This window comes from Weizmannia agrestimuris (assembly GCF_943193165.1).
Taxonomy (GTDB): Bacteria; Bacillota; Bacilli; order Bacillales; family Bacillaceae_C; genus Weizmannia; species Weizmannia faecalis.
Map to the genome: position 1 here is coordinate 1 of NZ_CALPDC010000055.1, position 17,490 is coordinate 17,490.

The 17,490-nt window shown below is 48.6% G+C and carries 15 protein-coding genes and 2 tRNA genes; 4 read left to right on the plus strand and 13 right to left on the minus strand.

Features of this window, described 5'->3' with window-relative positions; genetic code table 11:
• Positions 1–171 precede the first annotated feature (171 nt).
• The 3 genes from NFR98_RS14170 to NFR98_RS14180 all read right to left on the minus strand — a co-directional run bounded on the left by NFR98_RS14170 (position 172) and on the right by NFR98_RS14180 (position 4,219).
• The gene (locus NFR98_RS14170; RefSeq protein WP_014097588.1) at positions 172–2,223 is read right to left on the minus strand and encodes a methyl-accepting chemotaxis protein; all 2,052 of its coding nucleotides are present in this window, start codon (positions 2,221–2,223) and stop codon (positions 172–174) included.
• Positions 2,224–2,445: 222 nt separating this feature from the next.
• The gene (locus NFR98_RS14175; protein ID WP_014097587.1) at positions 2,446–3,132 is read right to left on the minus strand and encodes a lysophospholipid acyltransferase family protein; all 687 of its coding nucleotides are present in this window, start codon (positions 3,130–3,132) and stop codon (positions 2,446–2,448) included.
• The gene (locus tag NFR98_RS14180; protein WP_014097586.1) at positions 3,125–4,219 is read right to left on the minus strand and encodes a glycosyltransferase family 2 protein; all 1,095 of its coding nucleotides are present in this window, start codon (positions 4,217–4,219) and stop codon (positions 3,125–3,127) included. The genes NFR98_RS14175 and NFR98_RS14180 overlap by 8 nt, the downstream gene beginning before the upstream one ends.
• A 325-nt stretch (positions 4,220–4,544) precedes the next feature.
• Between NFR98_RS14180 and NFR98_RS14185 the strand changes: the two genes are divergently transcribed.
• Positions 4,545–5,327 carry an SDR family oxidoreductase gene (locus NFR98_RS14185; protein ID WP_014097585.1) on the plus strand — a complete coding sequence of 261 codons (783 nt, stop codon included), beginning with the start codon at positions 4,545–4,547 and terminating at the stop codon, positions 5,325–5,327.
• 278 nt (positions 5,328–5,605) lie between these two features.
• On the opposite strand, the gene NFR98_RS14190 is transcribed toward NFR98_RS14185, so the two are convergent.
• The 7 genes from NFR98_RS14190 to NFR98_RS14220 all read right to left on the minus strand — a co-directional run bounded on the left by NFR98_RS14190 (position 5,606) and on the right by NFR98_RS14220 (position 12,745).
• Positions 5,606–6,076 (minus strand): divergent PAP2 family protein, encoded by a 471-nt coding sequence (locus NFR98_RS14190; RefSeq protein WP_017554802.1) that lies wholly within the window; start codon positions 6,074–6,076, stop codon positions 5,606–5,608.
• Between the two features lie 61 nt (positions 6,077–6,137).
• Complete coding sequence (gene solA / locus NFR98_RS14195) at positions 6,138–7,283, minus strand: N-methyl-L-tryptophan oxidase (RefSeq protein ID WP_014097583.1); 1,146 nt, start codon at positions 7,281–7,283, stop codon at positions 6,138–6,140.
• A 75-nt stretch (positions 7,284–7,358) separates the two neighbouring features.
• Positions 7,359–8,525, minus strand: coding sequence for an NAD(P)/FAD-dependent oxidoreductase (locus NFR98_RS14200; protein ID WP_014097582.1), 1,167 nt, complete (start codon positions 8,523–8,525; stop codon positions 7,359–7,361).
• Positions 8,526–9,052: 527 nt separating this feature from the next.
• Entirely contained in the window at positions 9,053–10,522 is a 1,470-nt protein-coding gene (locus tag NFR98_RS14205; RefSeq protein ID WP_251460436.1) for an aldehyde dehydrogenase family protein, read from the minus strand.
• Positions 10,523–10,536: 14 nt separating this feature from the next.
• Complete coding sequence (locus NFR98_RS14210) at positions 10,537–11,466, minus strand: ornithine cyclodeaminase family protein (protein ID WP_251460438.1); 930 nt, start codon at positions 11,464–11,466, stop codon at positions 10,537–10,539.
• A gap of 1,115 nt (positions 11,467–12,581) precedes the next feature.
• Positions 12,582–12,654 (minus strand) — tRNA-Ala (locus tag NFR98_RS14215).
• 18 nt (positions 12,655–12,672) lie between these two features.
• Positions 12,673–12,745 (minus strand) — tRNA-Ala (locus NFR98_RS14220).
• A 166-nt stretch (positions 12,746–12,911) separates the two neighbouring features.
• Here NFR98_RS14220 and NFR98_RS14225 point away from each other — a divergent pair.
• The gene (locus NFR98_RS14225; protein ID WP_046722001.1) at positions 12,912–13,913 is read left to right on the plus strand and encodes an NAD-binding protein; all 1,002 of its coding nucleotides are present in this window, start codon (positions 12,912–12,914) and stop codon (positions 13,911–13,913) included.
• Between the two features lie 298 nt (positions 13,914–14,211).
• Here NFR98_RS14225 and NFR98_RS14230 read toward each other — a convergent pair whose 3' ends face one another.
• Complete coding sequence (locus tag NFR98_RS14230; RefSeq protein WP_013860095.1) at positions 14,212–15,561, minus strand: glucose-6-phosphate isomerase; 1,350 nt, start codon at positions 15,559–15,561, stop codon at positions 14,212–14,214.
• Between the two features lie 156 nt (positions 15,562–15,717).
• Between NFR98_RS14230 and NFR98_RS14235 the strand changes: the two genes are divergently transcribed.
• Positions 15,718–15,948: a DUF378 domain-containing protein gene (locus NFR98_RS14235; RefSeq protein WP_013860096.1), complete on the plus strand. Its 231-nt coding sequence runs from the start codon at positions 15,718–15,720 to the stop codon at positions 15,946–15,948.
• Between the two features lie 140 nt (positions 15,949–16,088).
• A complete protein-coding gene (locus NFR98_RS14240) occupies positions 16,089–16,568 on the plus strand; it encodes a GyrI-like domain-containing protein (RefSeq protein WP_235430872.1) in 480 nt (159 codons plus the stop codon).
• A 96-nt stretch (positions 16,569–16,664) separates the two neighbouring features.
• On the opposite strand, the gene NFR98_RS15790 is transcribed toward NFR98_RS14240, so the two are convergent.
• Together NFR98_RS15790 and yugI are read right to left on the minus strand one after the other, a co-directional pair.
• Positions 16,665–16,799, minus strand: a complete 135-nt coding sequence (locus NFR98_RS15790; RefSeq protein ID WP_017553441.1) for a hypothetical protein — start codon at positions 16,797–16,799, stop codon at positions 16,665–16,667.
• A 79-nt stretch (positions 16,800–16,878) separates the two neighbouring features.
• A complete protein-coding gene (gene yugI / locus NFR98_RS14245; RefSeq protein ID WP_013860098.1) occupies positions 16,879–17,265 on the minus strand; it encodes a S1 domain-containing post-transcriptional regulator GSP13 in 387 nt (128 codons plus the stop codon).
• Positions 17,266–17,490: the final 225 nt, after the last annotated feature.

A 17,490-nucleotide genomic window follows, 5' to 3' on the forward strand; every position in this document is an offset into this window, starting at 1 on the left:
TGTACATTTAGATGATAGAGTGTCTTCCCATTTTTTTCCACTCATTTGCCCCTTCGAGTAAAATTTTACACATACAAAAACCGTCTGTTATTCCCGTAATGTATTTTATTCATCTGGATGCAGCAGGCAAAAATCAGGGAGTGCAAGCACGGCTTTCACTCCCCTCCTGTATCATTTTTTAATTGTAAACTCCCCAATCTCCCTCTCCAGTTCCTCCGTGAGGGTGAACAGTTTTTCTGTGTAGCGGGAGAGTTCGCCGGCTGAGGCGGCTTGTTCTTCCATGGAAGATGAAATTTCTTCTGAAGCGGCGGCAGTTTGCTGGGAAACGGCGGACAGGTCTTCAATCATTTGGACAACGGCATCTTTTTGCTCCCCGATCGAGCGGATCGATTCAGCTTCCTGTTTAATTGAGCTGAGCATCTTCTCCAATCCTTCGGCCAAAACGGCAATCGAAGTGCTCACGGAGTTGACCGCTTTTTTCTGCCCGGTGCTGATTTCATTTGTTTCCCCCACGACGTCCACCAGTTCTTTCATGTCTTGGAGCACGTCCGCAATCGTTGCCCGGATATCTTTTGCCGACTGTTTCGACTGCTCGGCCAGACTGCGCACTTCATTGGCCACTACGGCAAATCCTTTCCCGTTTTCACCGGCGCGCGCCGCTTCAATCGAGGCATTTAATGACAATAGATTCGTCTGTTCTGCGATTTGCGTGATCACATCCGCGACTTGTGCGATTGATTTCGATTTTTCATTCAGCCCGGCCATCATCGATGTGACTCTTTCAAAAGCCTGTTCCAGTTTTTGATAAGAGGCTTCGAGATTATCGACCTGTTTCGTACCGGATTTGATCTCTGTTTCTGCTTGATCCACCGCGCTTTCAATGACCTGCGATTGTGCGGCGAGTTTTTCGATTTCGCCGCCCAAATCGCGCATTGCATTTGATCCGGTTTCAATATGATCGGACTGGTTGGCTGCGCCTGCCGCGATATCTTCCACCGCCTTAGAAACATCCGTCACAGCCGCTTCATTTTCTTTTGTCACCGTACGAAGGCCGGCAGTGGACTTGTTCACGGCGTCGACACTGTCCCTCACTTTTGCAATCAGGCTGCGCATATTGTGAAGCATGGCGTTGTAACTTTTGGCCAGTTCCCCGATCTCATCATTGGAGCGGAACGCAAACGCTGTAACCAGATCCCCTTCCGCCGTTTTGGCCAGGACTTGCTGCAAGTTTTTGATAATCTTCACGAGCCGGCCGGCAATCAACACAGCAAAGACAATGCCGATTAAAAGCCCGATCCCGATTGAAAGAAGGCCCATCTTCTTTATTTTGCCAATCTGGGCGCTGAACTCGGACTGCGGGTTAAACGAGGCTACTTTCCAGCCGGTTTTCGGGATCGTTGTGGCATAGACATCATACCCTGCCCCGTTCCAGTGAAAAGTTGCGGCCGCCGTCTTTTGGCTATAAATTTTTTCGGCAAAAGCGAAATCTTTTTCGAGTCGGGTGCTGCTTTCAATATCTTTTACCCCTTCTACTTTTCCGCTGTTTGCCGGCCTGGCATTTTTCCCGTCGCCGTTTTTTAAAAACGACGTCACGATCACGCCCTTCGCATCAAAAATCGCAAGTTTGTTGTTTGAATCGTGTTCGATGTCTGCCCGGATCTTGCCCATTTCGGATAAATTGATGTCATATCCGACGGCGCCGGCCATCCTCCCGCCGGAAAAAACCGGCGCGACAACAGACGTCATAATGGCGCCTGTCACCTTGTCTTTATAAATATCCATCCACTGAAGTTGCGGCTTTTTCTGCAAATAGCGGTATGTATTCGTATTGCGCACATCCAGATTAAGTTTTGCATACGGGGAAATATGGAGTTTCCCGGTCTGGAAATCCATATAATAAGCGGAAGCGAGTTGCTTATTCCGTGTCTGGACCGATTTGATTTCAGCTTCAATGTCCTGCATCTTGTTTTTCCGCTGGAGATCCGTTTCGACAAGGCCGGCCAGCTCGTCAAGTGACGTTTCGTATTTTGCAAGCCCTGCTTCGACCTGCGATGCCGCTTCATTTGCGACCATTTGGTTGACGCCGCGGTTTTTCGTTTTTAACAGATGGCTTGTGGTGGCATATTCCAGTCCGACCGTCGCCAAAATGGATATCAAAATGGCGGCGCAAATCAGGCCGCCCCATTTGACGGTGAGCGGAATGAATTTCTTTTGCTTTTTCAATGCTGTCTCCCCTTCGTTGTACATTCTCACTTATTAGGTATCGGAACCATCCCGCAAAAGCTTTAGGCAAAGGCTTGAATTCGTTGTTTTTGAAAGTTTTTGATATTGGGGGCTGGCCCGGCTTTAGGACCAAAGCCGAAACGGAAGGCATCTATAGCGACGGAACAGAATTCATTTTGCAGTAAAAAACGGCGGAGCATGCCCCTGCCGTTTTTTTGCCTGCTATTCGCCGTACTGCGCTGCGAGCCGGTTCAATGCCTTGTGCAATTTTTCATATACCACTTCCTTCTCCGTCCGGAAATCTTCCCCTTCCCGGAAAAAAACCGGCGTGCCTGTAACAAGCAATCGTTTCGTCTTGCTGGCGTACAAAGGGACAAACTGGACGTGGCGGCCGGTTGCTTTGTAAAAATATTTTTCCAAATACAGGAAACCCTCGTACATCCCTTTTACACCCGCCGCGTTGTCTGTGTAGTCAATATCGGGATAAATGGCGATGCTCTCCCCGTTCTTTAATGCTTCGACGCTTTCCTGAAACGTCCGGATGATTTTGCGCGAGCTCCGGAAAACGGGAATGCCTCTCCCGGATTTCAGCAGCTTCGTGATTCCGAATGACAGAAAAAAGGCGGCCGGGTTCGCCAAAGCCCGCGGCAAGCCGAATCTTTTTGTGAACGTGTAATCGGCGTATTGCCTGCTGCAAGATTTTCGGTCAAGAAAAACGTGCAAAATCCAGGTGCGGATAAATTCCGGATACCAAAGCAATGTAACAAACGGGCCGAATAAATTGCGATGATGTGAAACATAAACAGCCGGTCCGGCAATTTCCCCGGAAATTTGCGCTTTGTAGGACGGATAAACGAAACGTACAAGTTGGCGCACTGATTTAAAAAATAGTCCGTAACCTTTAGCCATGGCGCCTCTCCCCTGCCAGTTGCCCATATTCCGGATAGCCGGAAAAAATCCCCCAATGAAGCTGGAGCTGGTAGAAGAAAAGGGCAAGAAAAAGGCTTGCAATCGTTTTTGCCAGCACGGGATCAAATTGAAGCAGACCGGATCCGGCTTCGATGAATAAGAAAGAGACCACGATGAACAACAGGCATGCCATCAAGTACCGGACTAAAAATCGTTTCCATTTTAAAAGCCTGTATTTGACCATAAGAAAGACGGCAAAGGCAACCACCTGTGAGGCAGCAGTGGCCGCGAGCACTTTCCATACATGCGGAATCCCTGCCAGGACATACCGGTATAAAAGCGAGAAACTGAGTATATCTGCGATTAAAAAGATCAGTGCGGGAAAAGCATAATAAAAAAGCCCGGATATGATTTTACGGAAGATTTTCAACGAATCTTTAACCGGCCGGTAATGGGTACCTTCGTTGCGGTTAAAATAAATGGTGCGGATCGGCACTTCCCGGATTTTTACGTTCATTTTTCTCGCATAAATGAGCATGTTCATTTCATACTCAAACCGTTCGCCTTTCAGCGCCAGCAGCCAGCCGAGCTCCTGCTTCGGGATGCCGCGCAAGCCTGTCTGCGTATCGCCGATCTCTGCGCCGTACAGGGCTTTAAAGAGAAAGCTTGTCAAACGATTGCCGAACCGGCTTTTGGGCGGCACATGCTCCAGGCTGAAATCGCGTGCGCCAAGAATGATGCTATGCGGATTTTGCCGGAGGCTTGCTGCCATTTTTTCAACATCTTCCGGACTGTGCTGGCCGTCACAATCTGCTGTGACCACACCGGAAAGGCTGCCGTGATGCGCCAAAATATGGGCAAAAGCTGTTTTCAGCGCACGCCCCTTCCCGCGGTTCGCCGGATGATGGAGCACGGTGCATCTCTCTTTTTGCGACAGCATCTGAAAAATCGGCGCACATGCCGGACTGCTTCCATCGTCCACGACAATAATCCGCGCCGCTCCTTTTGCGAGCAGGCGATCGGCATAATGGACGAGCTGCGCTTCCGGATTCAGTGCCGGAATGACAACGGCGACATTTCCGATCATATCATCCAACCCCCTTTTAAACCAATCTGTCTAGAAAAATATTCTATTTTTATCTTACATGGAAAAGAGGAGAAAAACAAAGAACCGGCATTGTTCCGGTGCATGGAAACGGCCGTTTTTCCGAACGCCAATGCCTTACCCTAAACAGCAGCGCATACCATTTGGCCTAGGAAAACACCCAATCGAATGTTCCCCTTCTTCCATTTTGACCCCTTCGTCATGCTTTTCCGGCAAAGCCCGGCTTCTCTTTTCGAGCCTGTCTGTTACAAACAGTTGAAGAACGGGTAAACTACTGTCGTATTCCATCGGAGAGGAGTAAGTGAAGATGAGATTGAAAGATAAAGTAGCGATTATAACCGGCGGCGGTTCCGGCATCGGGGAAGCGTCCGCCTTGAAACTTGCTGCAGAAGGCGCAAAAGTTTGCGTAATGGATATTGAACAGAAACGGGCGGATGAGGTCAAAAGACGGATTGAACAAAATGGCGGGGAAGCGATGGCTTTGGAAGTCGATGTCACTGATCCGGAACAGGTGAAAACGGCTGTTGACAAGACAGTCAGGGAATGGGACCGGCTTGATATCGTATTCTCGAATGCCGGCATTAACGGGACCGTGGCACCGATTGAAGACTTGACCCCGGATGACTGGGAAAAAACGTTGTCGACCAATTTAAAAGGGACTTTTCTCCTCACAAAATATGCCATCCCGCATATGAAAAATAGGGGCGGCAGTATCATCATCACGAGCTCGATCAACGGCAACCGCATTTTTTCGAACATCGGCATGTCCGCTTACAGCAGTTCAAAAGCCGGGCAGGTAGCGTTTATGAAAATGGCAGCTTTGGAACTTGCCCGCTATAAAATCCGGGTCAATGCCGTTTGCCCGGGAGCGATTGAAACAAAAATTGAGCAAAATACGAACCGTACGGAAGAACTGGAAAAGGTGCAAATTCCGATTGAATTTCCTGAAGGCGACCAGCCGCTTTCCGGAAGGCCGGGAAAACCGGAAGAAGTTGCCGATCTTGTTTTGTTCCTTGCATCGGACGATTCCAGCCATATCAGCGGCACAGACATCTATATCGACGGGACGGAATCGCTGCTGCGGGGATAACGTTTATTGACGCATCCGGCCCCGGCCATCCGCATGTTGAAGGTGCGCAGAGCTTTTCCTAAAATCATGTTTGGCATCCTTTCCAAGCCCAATTTAAAAGGCGGCGTTGTCTCTTTGAAGCCACTGAAAAAGCACTGCAAAAATAAAAAAGACGTTGACACACTCCTGCTATTTGTGTTTCAACGTCTTTTTGCATTCTATATGTTGTATGCACGGTAATACAAAATCACTTTTTTAATGGCGTTGTCTCTTTTCGCCGCCTTTCTTTTTTTGCGATTTTAAAACGGATAAAATATGAATGCCAACACGGCAGTGAGGATGCCCGTAATGATCCCGAAAAATACTTCTGCCGGTTTATGCCCTAAAAGTTCTTTCAGTTTCTGCCGGGATTCCGCATTTGTTGTCTCCGGATCTTTCATTGTCTCCATGAGGCGGTTAAAGTCGGCGAGCAGGCGGTTCAGCACTTCTGCATGGAAGCCGGCCTGCCTGCGCACACCGGTGGCATCGTAAATGACAATGGATGAAAACACGATGCTGATGGCAAAGGCATTGGAACCGAATCCGGAAGTCAGCCCGATCGCCGTTGTAAGGGCAATGACCATCGAGGTATGCGAACTGGGCATTCCGCCTGTACTGAACGCCATTCTCCAGTCAAATTTCCCTGATGTGATGAAATGAATGGGCACTTTTATGATTTGTGCTACAAGCATTCCAAGTAAAGCGGATAAAATCGGATACGATAAAAACATTTTTCCTCCTTCATGAAAAAAACTATTTTTTTCTGTCCGGCTGTGTACGCTGCGATGATGATCATGCAAGAGCCGCCCGGTTAATTGAAAAAAGCGGCAATGGGCTTTCGGCATTTTCTTTTAACACCATTTGGCTGAGCATCTCTCCGACACTGCTTGCAAATTTAAAGCCGTGTCCTGAAAATCCTGCGGCTATGGCCACATTGGGATATACAGGATGGGTATCGATGATGAAATGTTCATCCGGCGTATTGGTGTACAAGCATACTTTTCCCTTTTTTAAGCGGCCGGCTGCCCCCCGCATGTATGTTTTCAAAAAGGCCCGGATATCTCCTTCGTCTTCACGGTATGCGCCAAATTCCCGGTTCATTGTATCAGGGTCTGCCGCCTGCCCGCCGTCATGGCGCCCGACTTTCACGCCGCTTCCATTAAAACTTGGAAAACCGTAGTATGTTCCTTCGTATCCGTCCATTGTAAAAGCCGGAAACACATCTGCATTGAACAGCGCTTCGTCCGCTTCAAACCAGCCGACCGTTTTCCGGACCGGCTGAAGCGGCAAATTGAGCCCTAAGTTTTCAAGCAATTTCCCGTTCCACGCACCGCCGCTGACAATGCATTTTTCAGCGGTGAATGTGCCGGTTTCTGTTACAACGGTGACAGTTTGTCCGTCGGTTTTCAAATCTGTAACCCGGGTATTGGCAAGCAAGCGCGCACCTTTTGCTTCCGCCAGTTTACGGTAGGCGCGGATACAATTTTCGGGAAACAGGACGCCGGCATCCGGTTCATAAATGGCCTGGAAGCCAGCGGGAAGTGAAATGCCAGGCCAGCGTTTTTCCACTTCCGCACCGGTCATCATTTTAATCGGGAGGTTGTATGTATTTGCGCTTTCGATTGCTTCGTTTAAAAAGGCCGCATGATCCTCCGGGCTGAAACTGAGGACGCCGGTCTTGGCAAAAATCTTTTCTCCGGATGCCTTTTCCAGTTCATCCCAAAGCGTTTGCGCCCGCAACACGAGCGGCACGTAATCCCGTCCTTCCCCGTAGGCATGGCGGATGATTCTCGTTTCGCCGTGGTGGCTGCCGGATGTATGCGGCGGGTCAAAAGCATCCAGCAAAAGCGTTTTTACACCTTGCCTTGCCAGAAAATAACCGGCTGCCATTCCCATTGAACCGGCACCAACGACAATAACATCGTAATGTTTCTCCATTGTATTCCCTCCCTTTCCGTTATTATAACTATACCATGTAGTTTGGAAAATGAGGCAAAAACAGAAGATGCCCTTTTAATAAATGGCATCTTCTGTAACAAGGTCGTTTTCTGCAAACCGTTCGACCCGGAGCGGTGTAAGATCAATGGTTTCATACTTTCCGGTCCGGATCAGGTCCGACAGCCCCTTTCCGACGGCCGGTGCCTGCTGCATGCCGTGCCCGCTGAACCCGAATGCGACAAAATACCCTTTCATTTCCGGATGCTCGCCGATGATGGCATTATGGTCGGCCGTATTGTAGTCATAAAGGCCGGCCCAGCCGCGTTCGACTTTTACCTTTTCAAAATTCGGGATGCGGCCAGCGAGAATAGGCCAAATCTGCTCCTCAAATTCGGACCGCTTCCAGCTGAAGTCGATCGCCGGCTTTTCCTCTTCCCCGTATCCGGCAATGATTTTGCGCCCCTCGTGCCTAAAATAGACACCGGTCAGATCCATCGTCAGCGGCAACGGTTTTGCGAGCGGTTTTTCCACATCAAACATAAAAATCCGCCGCGGTACCGGTATAACCGGAAGTAGCAATCCGGCTTTGCTGCTCAGTCCGGAAGCCCAGGCGCCCGCACAGTTCACGACAACAGGCGCAAAAAACGCCCGGCCATCCTTGAGCTGCACGCCTTTTATCCGGCCCTCTTCCGCTAAAAAGCGGTCCACTTCTTCATACATATACTCCGCGCCGAGATGTTTCGCATTTTTTATAAACCCTTGCATCGCCGTGTACGGGTCCAAATACCCGCTTTCCGCGCAATACAGCCCGCCTGCAAGATCACGCGTGCTGAGTTCGGGAATGAGCCCTAGCAGTTCTTTTTTTCCGAGCCATTCAGATGAGACGCCGTTTTGGTGCTGGAGTTTCAAATGCTTTTTAAAATGCGGCATCATTTTTTCTGACGCCAGAAATAAGTATCCGCGCTGTTTCAAATCAATTTCAAACGTTTCGCTGTCGATTGCCATATCACGGGCAAAATTTTGATAGGCTTTAAGGCTGTACCGGCTCATTTGAATATTGACCGCCGTTGTAAAAAGCTGCCGGATGCCGCCTGCGCTCCGCGGGGTTGAGGCATATGCATACGAAGGATCCTTTTCAAATACAATGATTCTGCCGGCAAATCCATCCGCGAGCAAATGGTACGCCACACTCGAACCGATAATCCCGCCGCCAACAATGATCACATCCGCTTTGTTTTTCATCCCATCCCGCCTCTATTCTAAAAATAGTCGCCTCATTCTTCCGCTGGCGCCGTATGCACGGGCCTCTATCCTGAAAATATGTGCCGGCTAACTTTCATTCTTTTGCTAGAGCCGCGTTCAGTGCGGCATGGGCGTCTACCCTGAAAATATGCATCGCTGATTTTTATTCTCCCGTTGGCCCATAAGCATGGGCCTCTATCCTAAAAATATGTGCCGGCTGATTTTCATTCTTTTGCTAGTGCCGCGTTCAGTGCGGCATGGGCGTCTAATTGTTGTCGACCTCTCTTTTTTGTCTTTGCCAATCCACTGATGGCGCTGCATGCATGGGCGCTAATTGTTGTCGATTTTGATATCGCGTACGTCTGATTTCACTTTCATCTTGTAGTTTGGAAAATCTTAAACATTCATGCTGATCATTTTGCCCCTGTTCCTGTTGGCGCGAAGATAAAGCATGGCACTTTTTACCTGCCAAGCATGCAATGATGTGCTAATCCGTTTTCGCGCTGCTGCCCGGTCCACAATGGGATTTAATTGTTATCGATCTGGGCGCGCTGCAGTTTCCCGCTGAAATCGACATACACGGCCTTCCATTCCGTGTATACATCAAGTGCTGCCGGCCCCGAGTCACGGTGTCCGTTGCCCGTTCCTTTTGTCCCGCCGAACGGCAGATGGATTTCAGCCCCTGTCGTCCCGGCATTGATGTAGACAATCCCGGTATCCAAATCACGCATCGCCTGAAAAGCTTTGTTCACATCTTTTGTAAAAATACCGCTCGACAGCCCAAAAGTGACGCTGTTGTTAACAGCAATCGCTTCTTCAAGGCTTGCCACTGGAATGATCGAAACAACCGGGCCGAAAATTTCTTCCTGTGCAATGACCATTTCCGGGCTGACATCCGTAAAAACAGTCGGCGCATAGTAGTATCCTTTTCCCGGCAAAATGCGCCCACCCGTAAGCAGCCTTGCCCCCTCTTTTTTACCAATTTCGACATACTGGTGGATGCGGTTAAGCGCTTCTGCATTGATAACCGGGCCGACTGCCACCGTTTCATCAAGGCCGTCGCCGATTTTCAGTTCCGCCGTTCGCCGAATCAGCTTTTCCTCCAGTGCATCTTTGATCTTTTCATGGACAATGACCCGGCTTGTGGCCGTGCACCTTTGCCCGCTCGTGCCGAATGCGCCCCAAAGGATGCCGTCCACCGCAAGATCGAGATCCGCATCATCCATAACAATCACTGCGTTCTTCCCGCCCATTTCAAGCGAAGTTCGTTTCAGAAGGCCGCCTGCTCGTTCATTGATTTTACGCCCGACTTCATTCGACCCGGTAAAAGAGATGAGACCGATGCCCGGATGTTCCACCATCGCTTCACCAATCACGGAACCGGAGCCGTTGACAAGATTGACAAGCCCTTTTGGGAGCCCCGCTTCTTCATAAATTTTCACAAATGCACACGCTGTTGCCGGCGTTTCCGTGGCTGGCTTCCAAATCACCGCATTCCCCGTTACAAGTGCCGGAAGTGATTTCCAGGAGGCAATGGCGATTGGAAAATTCCACGGTGTGATCAGCCCGGCAACGCCAACTGGCACACGGATGCTCATCGCAAATTTATTTTGCAGCTCAGATGGCACGGTATCGCCAAATTGGCGCCTTCCTTCCCCTGCCATGTAAAAGGCCATGTCGATCGCTTCCTGTACTTCCCCGCGCGCTTCATCAATCACCTTGCCCATTTCGCTTGTAAGCGTGCGCGCGATCTGTTCTTTTCTTTGTTTTAACAGTTCCCCGACTTTGTATAAATAGTTTGCGCGCTCAGGTGCCGGGACGAGCCGCCACACGCTTTGCGCGCTTTTGGCAGCCTGGACGGCACGGTCAAGGTCCGGTTCGGCGGATTGCGCCACTTCGCCCAATGTTTTCCCGTTTGCAGGATTTACAACCGGGGCAAATTTTCCCGTTGACGGTTCGCACCACTCGCCATCAATGTAATTCAAATATTTTTCCATGTGTTGTTCCCCCTTTAAAAATCGAGCATTTGCCCGATTCCAAGCTGAATGGCTTTTTTATAAACCGTTTCTGCAGCTACCAGGTCAAACAGGGCCATGCCTGTTGATTTAAAAACCTGTAGCGCGTTTGGATCCGGTTTTACTTTTTGTGTGACAATTTTGGAAAACGGAATGGTTTCAAGCCGGCTGTCTACATCCCCGCTTTCCTTTGCGGCATCGTGCGAGTCGATATATATCGATTTCAAGTTTTTTAGAAGCGCATCAGGAAATTCGCGCATATGCGGCTGGTATGAGCCAATACCAATGACAAGCTTTCCGTCGTAAAGGTCTTCTTCCGGCAGTACAGGTGTGGCAGATGATGTTGCCGTAATGAGGATATCGACGTTTTCGGCAAGTTCACGGGCGGATTTGGCAATATGAACCGGGATATTTGGAATGAGCGTTTTGAACCGGCGAATAAACGGAGGAATGTTAGAAGGTGTCCGGTTGAATAAAAAAATGTTTTCGATGTTGCGTGCGGTGCAAACACCGGCAAGCTGATATAGCCCTTGATAACCCGTTCCGATAAGCCCGGCTGTTTTGGCATCGCCTGGCGCAAGATATTTTGCCGCCGCCCCGCCGATTGCCCCGGTCCGGAGCCCGGTTAAAACCGTGCCGTCCATGAGCGTTTTCATGGATCCATTCCTGCTGTCGACGAGCAGCACAGCACCCTGGGTCACCGGCCGGTCCTTGTTGTCCGGGAAAACGGAGACGATTTTTGCGCCGGCTGCCTCATTTGTGCTGCACGGCATGAAAAGGACGGAGTTGTCCCGGATGGTAAAATGCGTGCGCAGCGGCATTTGATAACCGTTTTCTTCATAGATGCGGTATGCTTTTTCTACAGCCGCAATCATTTCCTGCATGGAGGCTGCTTTGAGGACATCACATCCATTAAGGACAAGCAAGGCCGCACCTCCTTCCTTCAGGGATTTGGTAAAAATATATGTGAGGCAAAGCGGGAACATGATAAAAAGGATTTGGCAGCCGGGAAAGCAGCTCTGGGATCCGAGCTTGCGGCTTTTGTCGGATTGGAGGGCTCTAGTGGGACAATTCTTTGTTCCCGGGCTCATATTTTGTCTTTCATCAAACTAATGAAAGACAGTTTGGCGTTCATGGACCTGTGTTTTGTCTTTCATCGGCCCTATGAAGGGCAGTTCACTGTTTCCCGGCCAGTCTTTTGTTTTTCATCGGCTCTATGAAGGACAATTCGTCGTTTCCCGGCCAGTCTTTTGTTTTTCATCGGCTCTATGAAGGACGATTCGTCGTTTCCCGGCCAGTCTTTTGTCTTTCATCGGCTCTATGAAAGACAGTTCACTGTTCTTTGGCCGGTGTTTTGTCTTTCATAAGCCCTATGAAGGACAGTTTGCTGTTCTTTGGCCGGTGTTTTGTCTTTCATAAGCCCTATGAAGGACAGTTCGTCGTTTCCCGGCAGGTGTTTTGTCTTTCATCGGCCTTATGAAGGACAGTTCGTCGTCTCCTGGCAGGTGTTTTGTCTTTCATCAGTCTTATGAAGGACAGTTCACCGTTCATGGCCCGGTGTTTTGTCTTTCATCGGCCTTATGAAGGACAGTTCGCCGTCTATGGACCTGTGTTTTGTCTTTCATCAGGCTTATGAAGGATAAATTCTCCACGGGGTTAGCTGCTTTTATCTAATTGGATGCTCTATCGGGACAGTTCTCCACGGAGGTTCGTCGCTTTTGTCCAATTGGAGACTCTATCTGGACAATTCTACTCGGAGGTTTACTGTTTTTGTCTAATTGGGATCACCAACGGGACTGTTCTCCCTGGGTGTTTGCCGCTTTTGTCCAATTGGAACGCCTAATTAGACATTTCCAACCACGTTCTTGCTGCTTTTGTCTAATTGAGCTCGCCTGGGGACAATTCTCTCCGAATTGTTGCCGCTTTTGTCTGATGGCGTACACCAACGGGACAGTTTTTCGCAGGAATTGATTTTATTTTTCATCAGAAAGGCATATACGCAAAAACGTCCAACCCGTAACAGGCTGGACGTTTTCCAGTATGGAGCATAGCGGGTTCGAACCGCTGACCTCTTGCATGCCATGCAAGCGCTCTCCCGGCTGAGCTAATGCCCCGTGATATAAAGTTGGGAATGGAGCATAGCGGATTCGAACCGCCGACCTCTACAATGCGAATGTAGCGCTCTCCCAACTGAGCTAATGCCCCGTTTTGTCATGATCACCGTTTTTCATCAGCGACAATGTTATTATACAATGCGAAAAACGATCGTGCAACTATTTTTTTAAAAAAATATTTTCCCGTTTGCCGCCTTGTTTTTCCGCATTGAGGCCGGGGAATACTATTGGAGATACCAAAAAAGGAAGTGGACGGTATGTTTCATTTATTTTATTACCGTTTTTTACGCTGGCCGATCATTGTCCGGATATTGAACTTGGCCCTTGCTGTGATCTTTGCATTCGGGCTGGCTATCCATTTTGTCGAGCCGAAAACTTTCCCGACGGTTTTTGACGGTATTTGGTGGGCCGTTATCACGACGGCAACGGTCGGTTACGGGGATTTGTACCCGGTCACTTTGGCGGGCCGGCTGATCGGCATCATCCTCATTTTATCGGGTGCCGGCATACTGTCTGCCTATTTCGTGGCGCTGGCCGGTGCAACGGCTACACGGCAAAACGCTTTTTTGGAAGGAAAAGCGGCGTTTACGGGAGGGAAACAAATGGTCATTATCGGCTGGAACGAACGCGCCAGAAAAGTGATCGGGCAGCTCATGGAATTAAAAGAGCGGCAGCCCGTTGTATTGGTGGATGAAACACTTGAATCCAACCCTTACCCTTATGACAATGTTTATTTTATAAAAGGAAAGCCGTATCAGGACGAGACGCTGAAAAAAGCAAATGTCAAGGCAGCGAAGGCGGTGCTGATCACGTCCGACCAGCATAAAACGGAGACGGAAGCAGACATGGGCGCAGTCCTGACACTGCTTGCCGTCAAAGGCTTGAATCCGGATGCATATTGTATTGTGGAGATCCAGACAGCCGACCAGGTTGTAAATGCCAAGCGGGCGGGCGCGGATGAAGTGATCCAGGCAAATACACAGGCAAGCTTTGTCATGCTGAACAGCCTGATTTCAAACGGAATGTCCGATACGCTTTTGTCGTTATTGAACCAGCAGGAAAAAAATCACCTTGACTTTATTCCGGTGAAGCCGAAGTGGCGAAACTTGACGGTAAAAGATTTGAGCCGGCAGCTGCAAAAAGAGCGGAAAATTTTAATCGGCATCCAATCGGGGGATGACACCATGATCAATCCGCCCTTGGATTATACCATTACGGATGAAGAGCATTTGTTTGTCGTTTTGGAAAAAGGCAAGTAACCATTCAAAAGTTTGCCAGGAAAATTTTCCAGCGAATTGGCGATAAAATAACCGAGAACCGGTGCAGGCGGATGTTCAGCAGTGGACGGCCAAATTGGAAAAGCAGCTGATCCCGTGCCTTGCAGATTGCGCATTTTTATAAAGCGGCTTGCACCTTATGCTACATCTGATATGCTGCACTACGAAGATTGCTTCGTTTTGAGAAGCGGCTTCATCTGAATCAGCTGGAAGTTTTGGCTTGCGTTTGCCTTATCCAAGAAAAAAAGCAGGGCTGGCATTGCCCTGCTTTTTTTCTGCATTATTTCAAACGTTTTTCGAGTTCTGCTTTCAAATCTTCATAGCCCGGTTTGCCGAGGAGTGCGAACATGTTTTTCTTATATGCTTCCACACCAGGCTGGTCGAACGGGTTGACGCCGTTCAAATAGCCGCTTACCGCACAGGCTTTTTCAAAGAAGTAAACGAGGTAGCCGAATGTGTATGCATCGGTTTTCGGAATGGAGACCACCAGGTTCGGTACGCCGCCGTCTGTATGGGCAAGCAATGTACCTTCAAATGCTTTGTTATTCACAAAGTCAACGGTACGGCCGGCCAAGTAGTTCAAACCATCCAAATCGTTTTCTTCTTTTTCAATTGTCAGTTCTTCGCGCGCCTGCTCTACTTTTACAACCGTTTCAAACAAGTCGCGGCGGCCTTCCTGTACATACTGGCCAAGGGAATGCAAGTCGGTCGAGAAGTTTGCGGAAGAAGGATAGATGCCTTTTTGGTCTTTCCCTTCACTTTCACCGAATAATTGTTTCCACCATTCAGAGAAATATTGCAGTCCCGGTTCGTAGTTAATCAACATTTCGATCGTTTTGCCTTTGCGGTACAGAATATTGCGGACAGCCGCATATTGATAGGCAATGTTTTCCGCTACTTCAGGGTTTGAGAAATCATCAACGGCTTTTGCTGCTCCGTCCATCATCGCTTGGATATCAACGCCGCTTACTGCGATCGGAAGCAGACCGACAGGCGTTAACACAGAGTAACGGCCGCCGACATCATCCGGAATCACGAATGTTTCGTAGCCTTCCGCATCAGCCAGCGTTTTCAATGCCCCTTTTGCGCGGTCTGTTGTCGCATAGACGCGGCCTTTTGCTTCTTTTTCGCCGTATTTTTCAATGAGCAGTTTGTTGAAAATACGGAAAGCAATCGCCGGTTCTGTCGTTGTTCCGGATTTGGAAATGACATTGATGGAGAAATCTTTTCCTTCCAGAACGTCCATTAAATCTTTCATATAGGTGGAGCTGATGCTGTTGCCGACGAAGAAAATTTGCGGGTTTTTGCGCTTTTCTTTCGGCAGCACGTTCATAAAGCTGTGGTTGAGCATTTCAATTGCGGCACGGGCACCAAGATAAGAACCGCCGATCCCGATCACAAGCAGCACGTCGGAATCACTTTGGATTTTTGCCGCTGCTTTTTGGATACGGGCGAATTCTTCTTTATCATAATCTTTTGGTAATGTCAGCCAGCCGGTAAAATCATTGCCGACACCGGTTTTTTCATGTAAAAGCTTATGGGCCAATCGAATCGGTTCGCTTAAGTATGTAATTTCATGTTCGTTAAAAAACGCGAGCGCTTTTGAATAATCAAACTGAATATGCGTCATTGTCCAGATCCTCCTGTTATCGATTTACCATCTCCACTTTATCGAATCTTTACCCTTTTCGCAAGGAATGTAACGAATTTCTCACATTTCCTGCATGCATAATGTTTGCGGATTCTTGCCATGCTATTCCTGTACATTGAACAAGGAGGTAAAAAAATGAGCATTGTACAAAGAATTGCGTTAATTTTCACGATTATCGGCGCGATCAATTGGGGCCTTATCGGTTTTTTCAACTTTGATCTGGTAGCGGCCATTTTTGGGGACAATTCCGCGATCTCCCGGGTCATTTATGGCATTGTCGGCATTTGCGGCCTGATTAACCTCGGCCTGCTTTTCAAACCGGATGCCGAAGTGGAACGTACTACCCAGGCAAAACCGACGAGATAAGTTATCCGACCGTTGGAAACCGTATTCATTGTAGCAAAGGCAGTGCAGCATGCCTGCCTTTTTTGTGTTTTTTTATCTTTTTTTCCTTTACGCCCGCTTCTTTTTTCATTTAAAATGAAGCTATAAAGATTAGCGGGGAAGTGTGCAGATTGGAAATTCAAATTGTTCAGAAACACGCATTTAACGCGGTCGGGAGCAAATGGACCGGTACCTTCGAGCAGGCGGCAAACGGGGATATCAAAAGATTTTTCCATCAATTTAAGCAAAAAATGGGGGAAATCCGCCATTGCACCGATCCCGGTGTTGTGACCGGGCTTTCCTACCACCCGCAGGATGATGATGGCTTGTTTTCCTTTTACCTTGTCCGCGAAGTGGCCTACATAGAAGCGGTTCCGGAAGGCATGACAGCCCTGACTGTTCCTTCGTATACATTTGCGGCTGCGAAATATAAAGGCAAAGGCGTGCAAAAAGCGTATGCCGAATTGTATAAATGGATCAGGAAAAACGGCTATACCGTCTTTCAGGGGCAGCTTGAGCACCGTGAAGATTATCCGGCAACATACGAACCTTTAAGCGATGAACCGGAATTGACCATTTATATCCCGCTATATATAGAATAATACGCGGGCAGATTTCCCCGCATTAGGCAAACTATTCTGCCATGCAGCATGGCACGTGGTTTCAGACGGATTCACCCGGCAAATCGTGGTAAGAAACTATTCTGCATAGAAACGGCGGCGCCCGCCATTCATCCGGCGGGCTTGCGCGTACAAGCGGTTTGCATCGCACTTTAAATTGGGCAGCGGCGTAAGCGGGATTTGTAGCCAGCTCACGGCGGAAATGAGATCCATACACCGGATTTATCCCCCGCAGACCCGGCGTTTTTCGGATAAAAAAATCCGGACAATCTGTATGCCCGGAATCGCCCGATTATTTTTTAATCAAATCTTCACGTTTTGATTTTTCAATCCATTCTTTTAACTTATCGCGCAGCGTGTTGAAACCTTCTCCGGACTCTTCGGCGGCTTTCACGGCACCTTGGCGCCGGCGCGGTTTCCTTGTGTCTTGATGCGGCGCTTCTTCCGTTGCTTTCATGGAAAGACTGATTTTGCCGCTTTCTTCGTCTACCGACAACACTTTTACTTTGACTTCATCCCCGATGTGGACATAATCGTGAATATCTTTGACATACCCGTGTTTAATTTCGGAAATATGGACAAGACCTTGTGTCTCTTCATCAAGCGCTACAAACGCGCCGAACGGCTTAATTCCGGTCACTTTTCCGGTGTATACATTTCCTGCTTCATAATTTGACATGAAAACACTCCTAGTATTGTTTTTTCCTGTTATACGCAATAAAATATTATATCATAGTCACGAGTGCATGTCATTCCCCAAATATTTTTCAGGCCTGGCCCCGGCAGGCACCCGGAACCTTTATTTATCATTTTTATCGTGCCCGTGTGTGAACTACCCTCCACTTATCAACCTTACGGTTTGATTGAAGTGGGGGCTTCTCGACTTATCGTTGCTTTTACTAGC

Bases quoted from the DNA above. Each gene is read 5' to 3' on its own strand.
- NFR98_RS14175 (WP_014097587.1), bottom strand. From the start codon at position 3,132: ATGGCTAAAGGTTACGGACTATTTTTTAAATCAGTGCGCCAACTTGTA.
- NFR98_RS14180 (WP_014097586.1), bottom strand. From the start codon at position 4,219: ATGATCGGAAATGTCGCCGTTGTCATTCCGGCACTGAATCCGGAAGCG.
- NFR98_RS14185 (WP_014097585.1), top strand. From the start codon at position 4,545: ATGAGATTGAAAGATAAAGTAGCGATTATAACCGGCGGCGGTTCCGGC.
- NFR98_RS14190 (WP_017554802.1), bottom strand. From the start codon at position 6,076: ATGTTTTTATCGTATCCGATTTTATCCGCTTTACTTGGAATGCTTGTA.
- solA (WP_014097583.1), bottom strand. From the start codon at position 7,283: ATGGAGAAACATTACGATGTTATTGTCGTTGGTGCCGGTTCAATGGGA.
- NFR98_RS14200 (WP_014097582.1), bottom strand. From the start codon at position 8,525: ATGAAAAACAAAGCGGATGTGATCATTGTTGGCGGCGGGATTATCGGT.
- NFR98_RS14205 (WP_251460436.1), bottom strand. From the start codon at position 10,522: ATGGAAAAATATTTGAATTACATTGATGGCGAGTGGTGCGAACCGTCA.
- NFR98_RS14225 (WP_046722001.1), top strand. From the start codon at position 12,912: ATGTTTCATTTATTTTATTACCGTTTTTTACGCTGGCCGATCATTGTC.
- NFR98_RS14230 (WP_013860095.1), bottom strand. From the start codon at position 15,561: ATGACGCATATTCAGTTTGATTATTCAAAAGCGCTCGCGTTTTTTAAC.
- NFR98_RS14235 (WP_013860096.1), top strand. From the start codon at position 15,718: ATGAGCATTGTACAAAGAATTGCGTTAATTTTCACGATTATCGGCGCG.
- NFR98_RS15790 (WP_017553441.1), bottom strand. From the start codon at position 16,799: ATGGATCTCATTTCCGCCGTGAGCTGGCTACAAATCCCGCTTACGCCG.
- yugI (WP_013860098.1), bottom strand. From the start codon at position 17,265: ATGTCAAATTATGAAGCAGGAAATGTATACACCGGAAAAGTGACCGGA.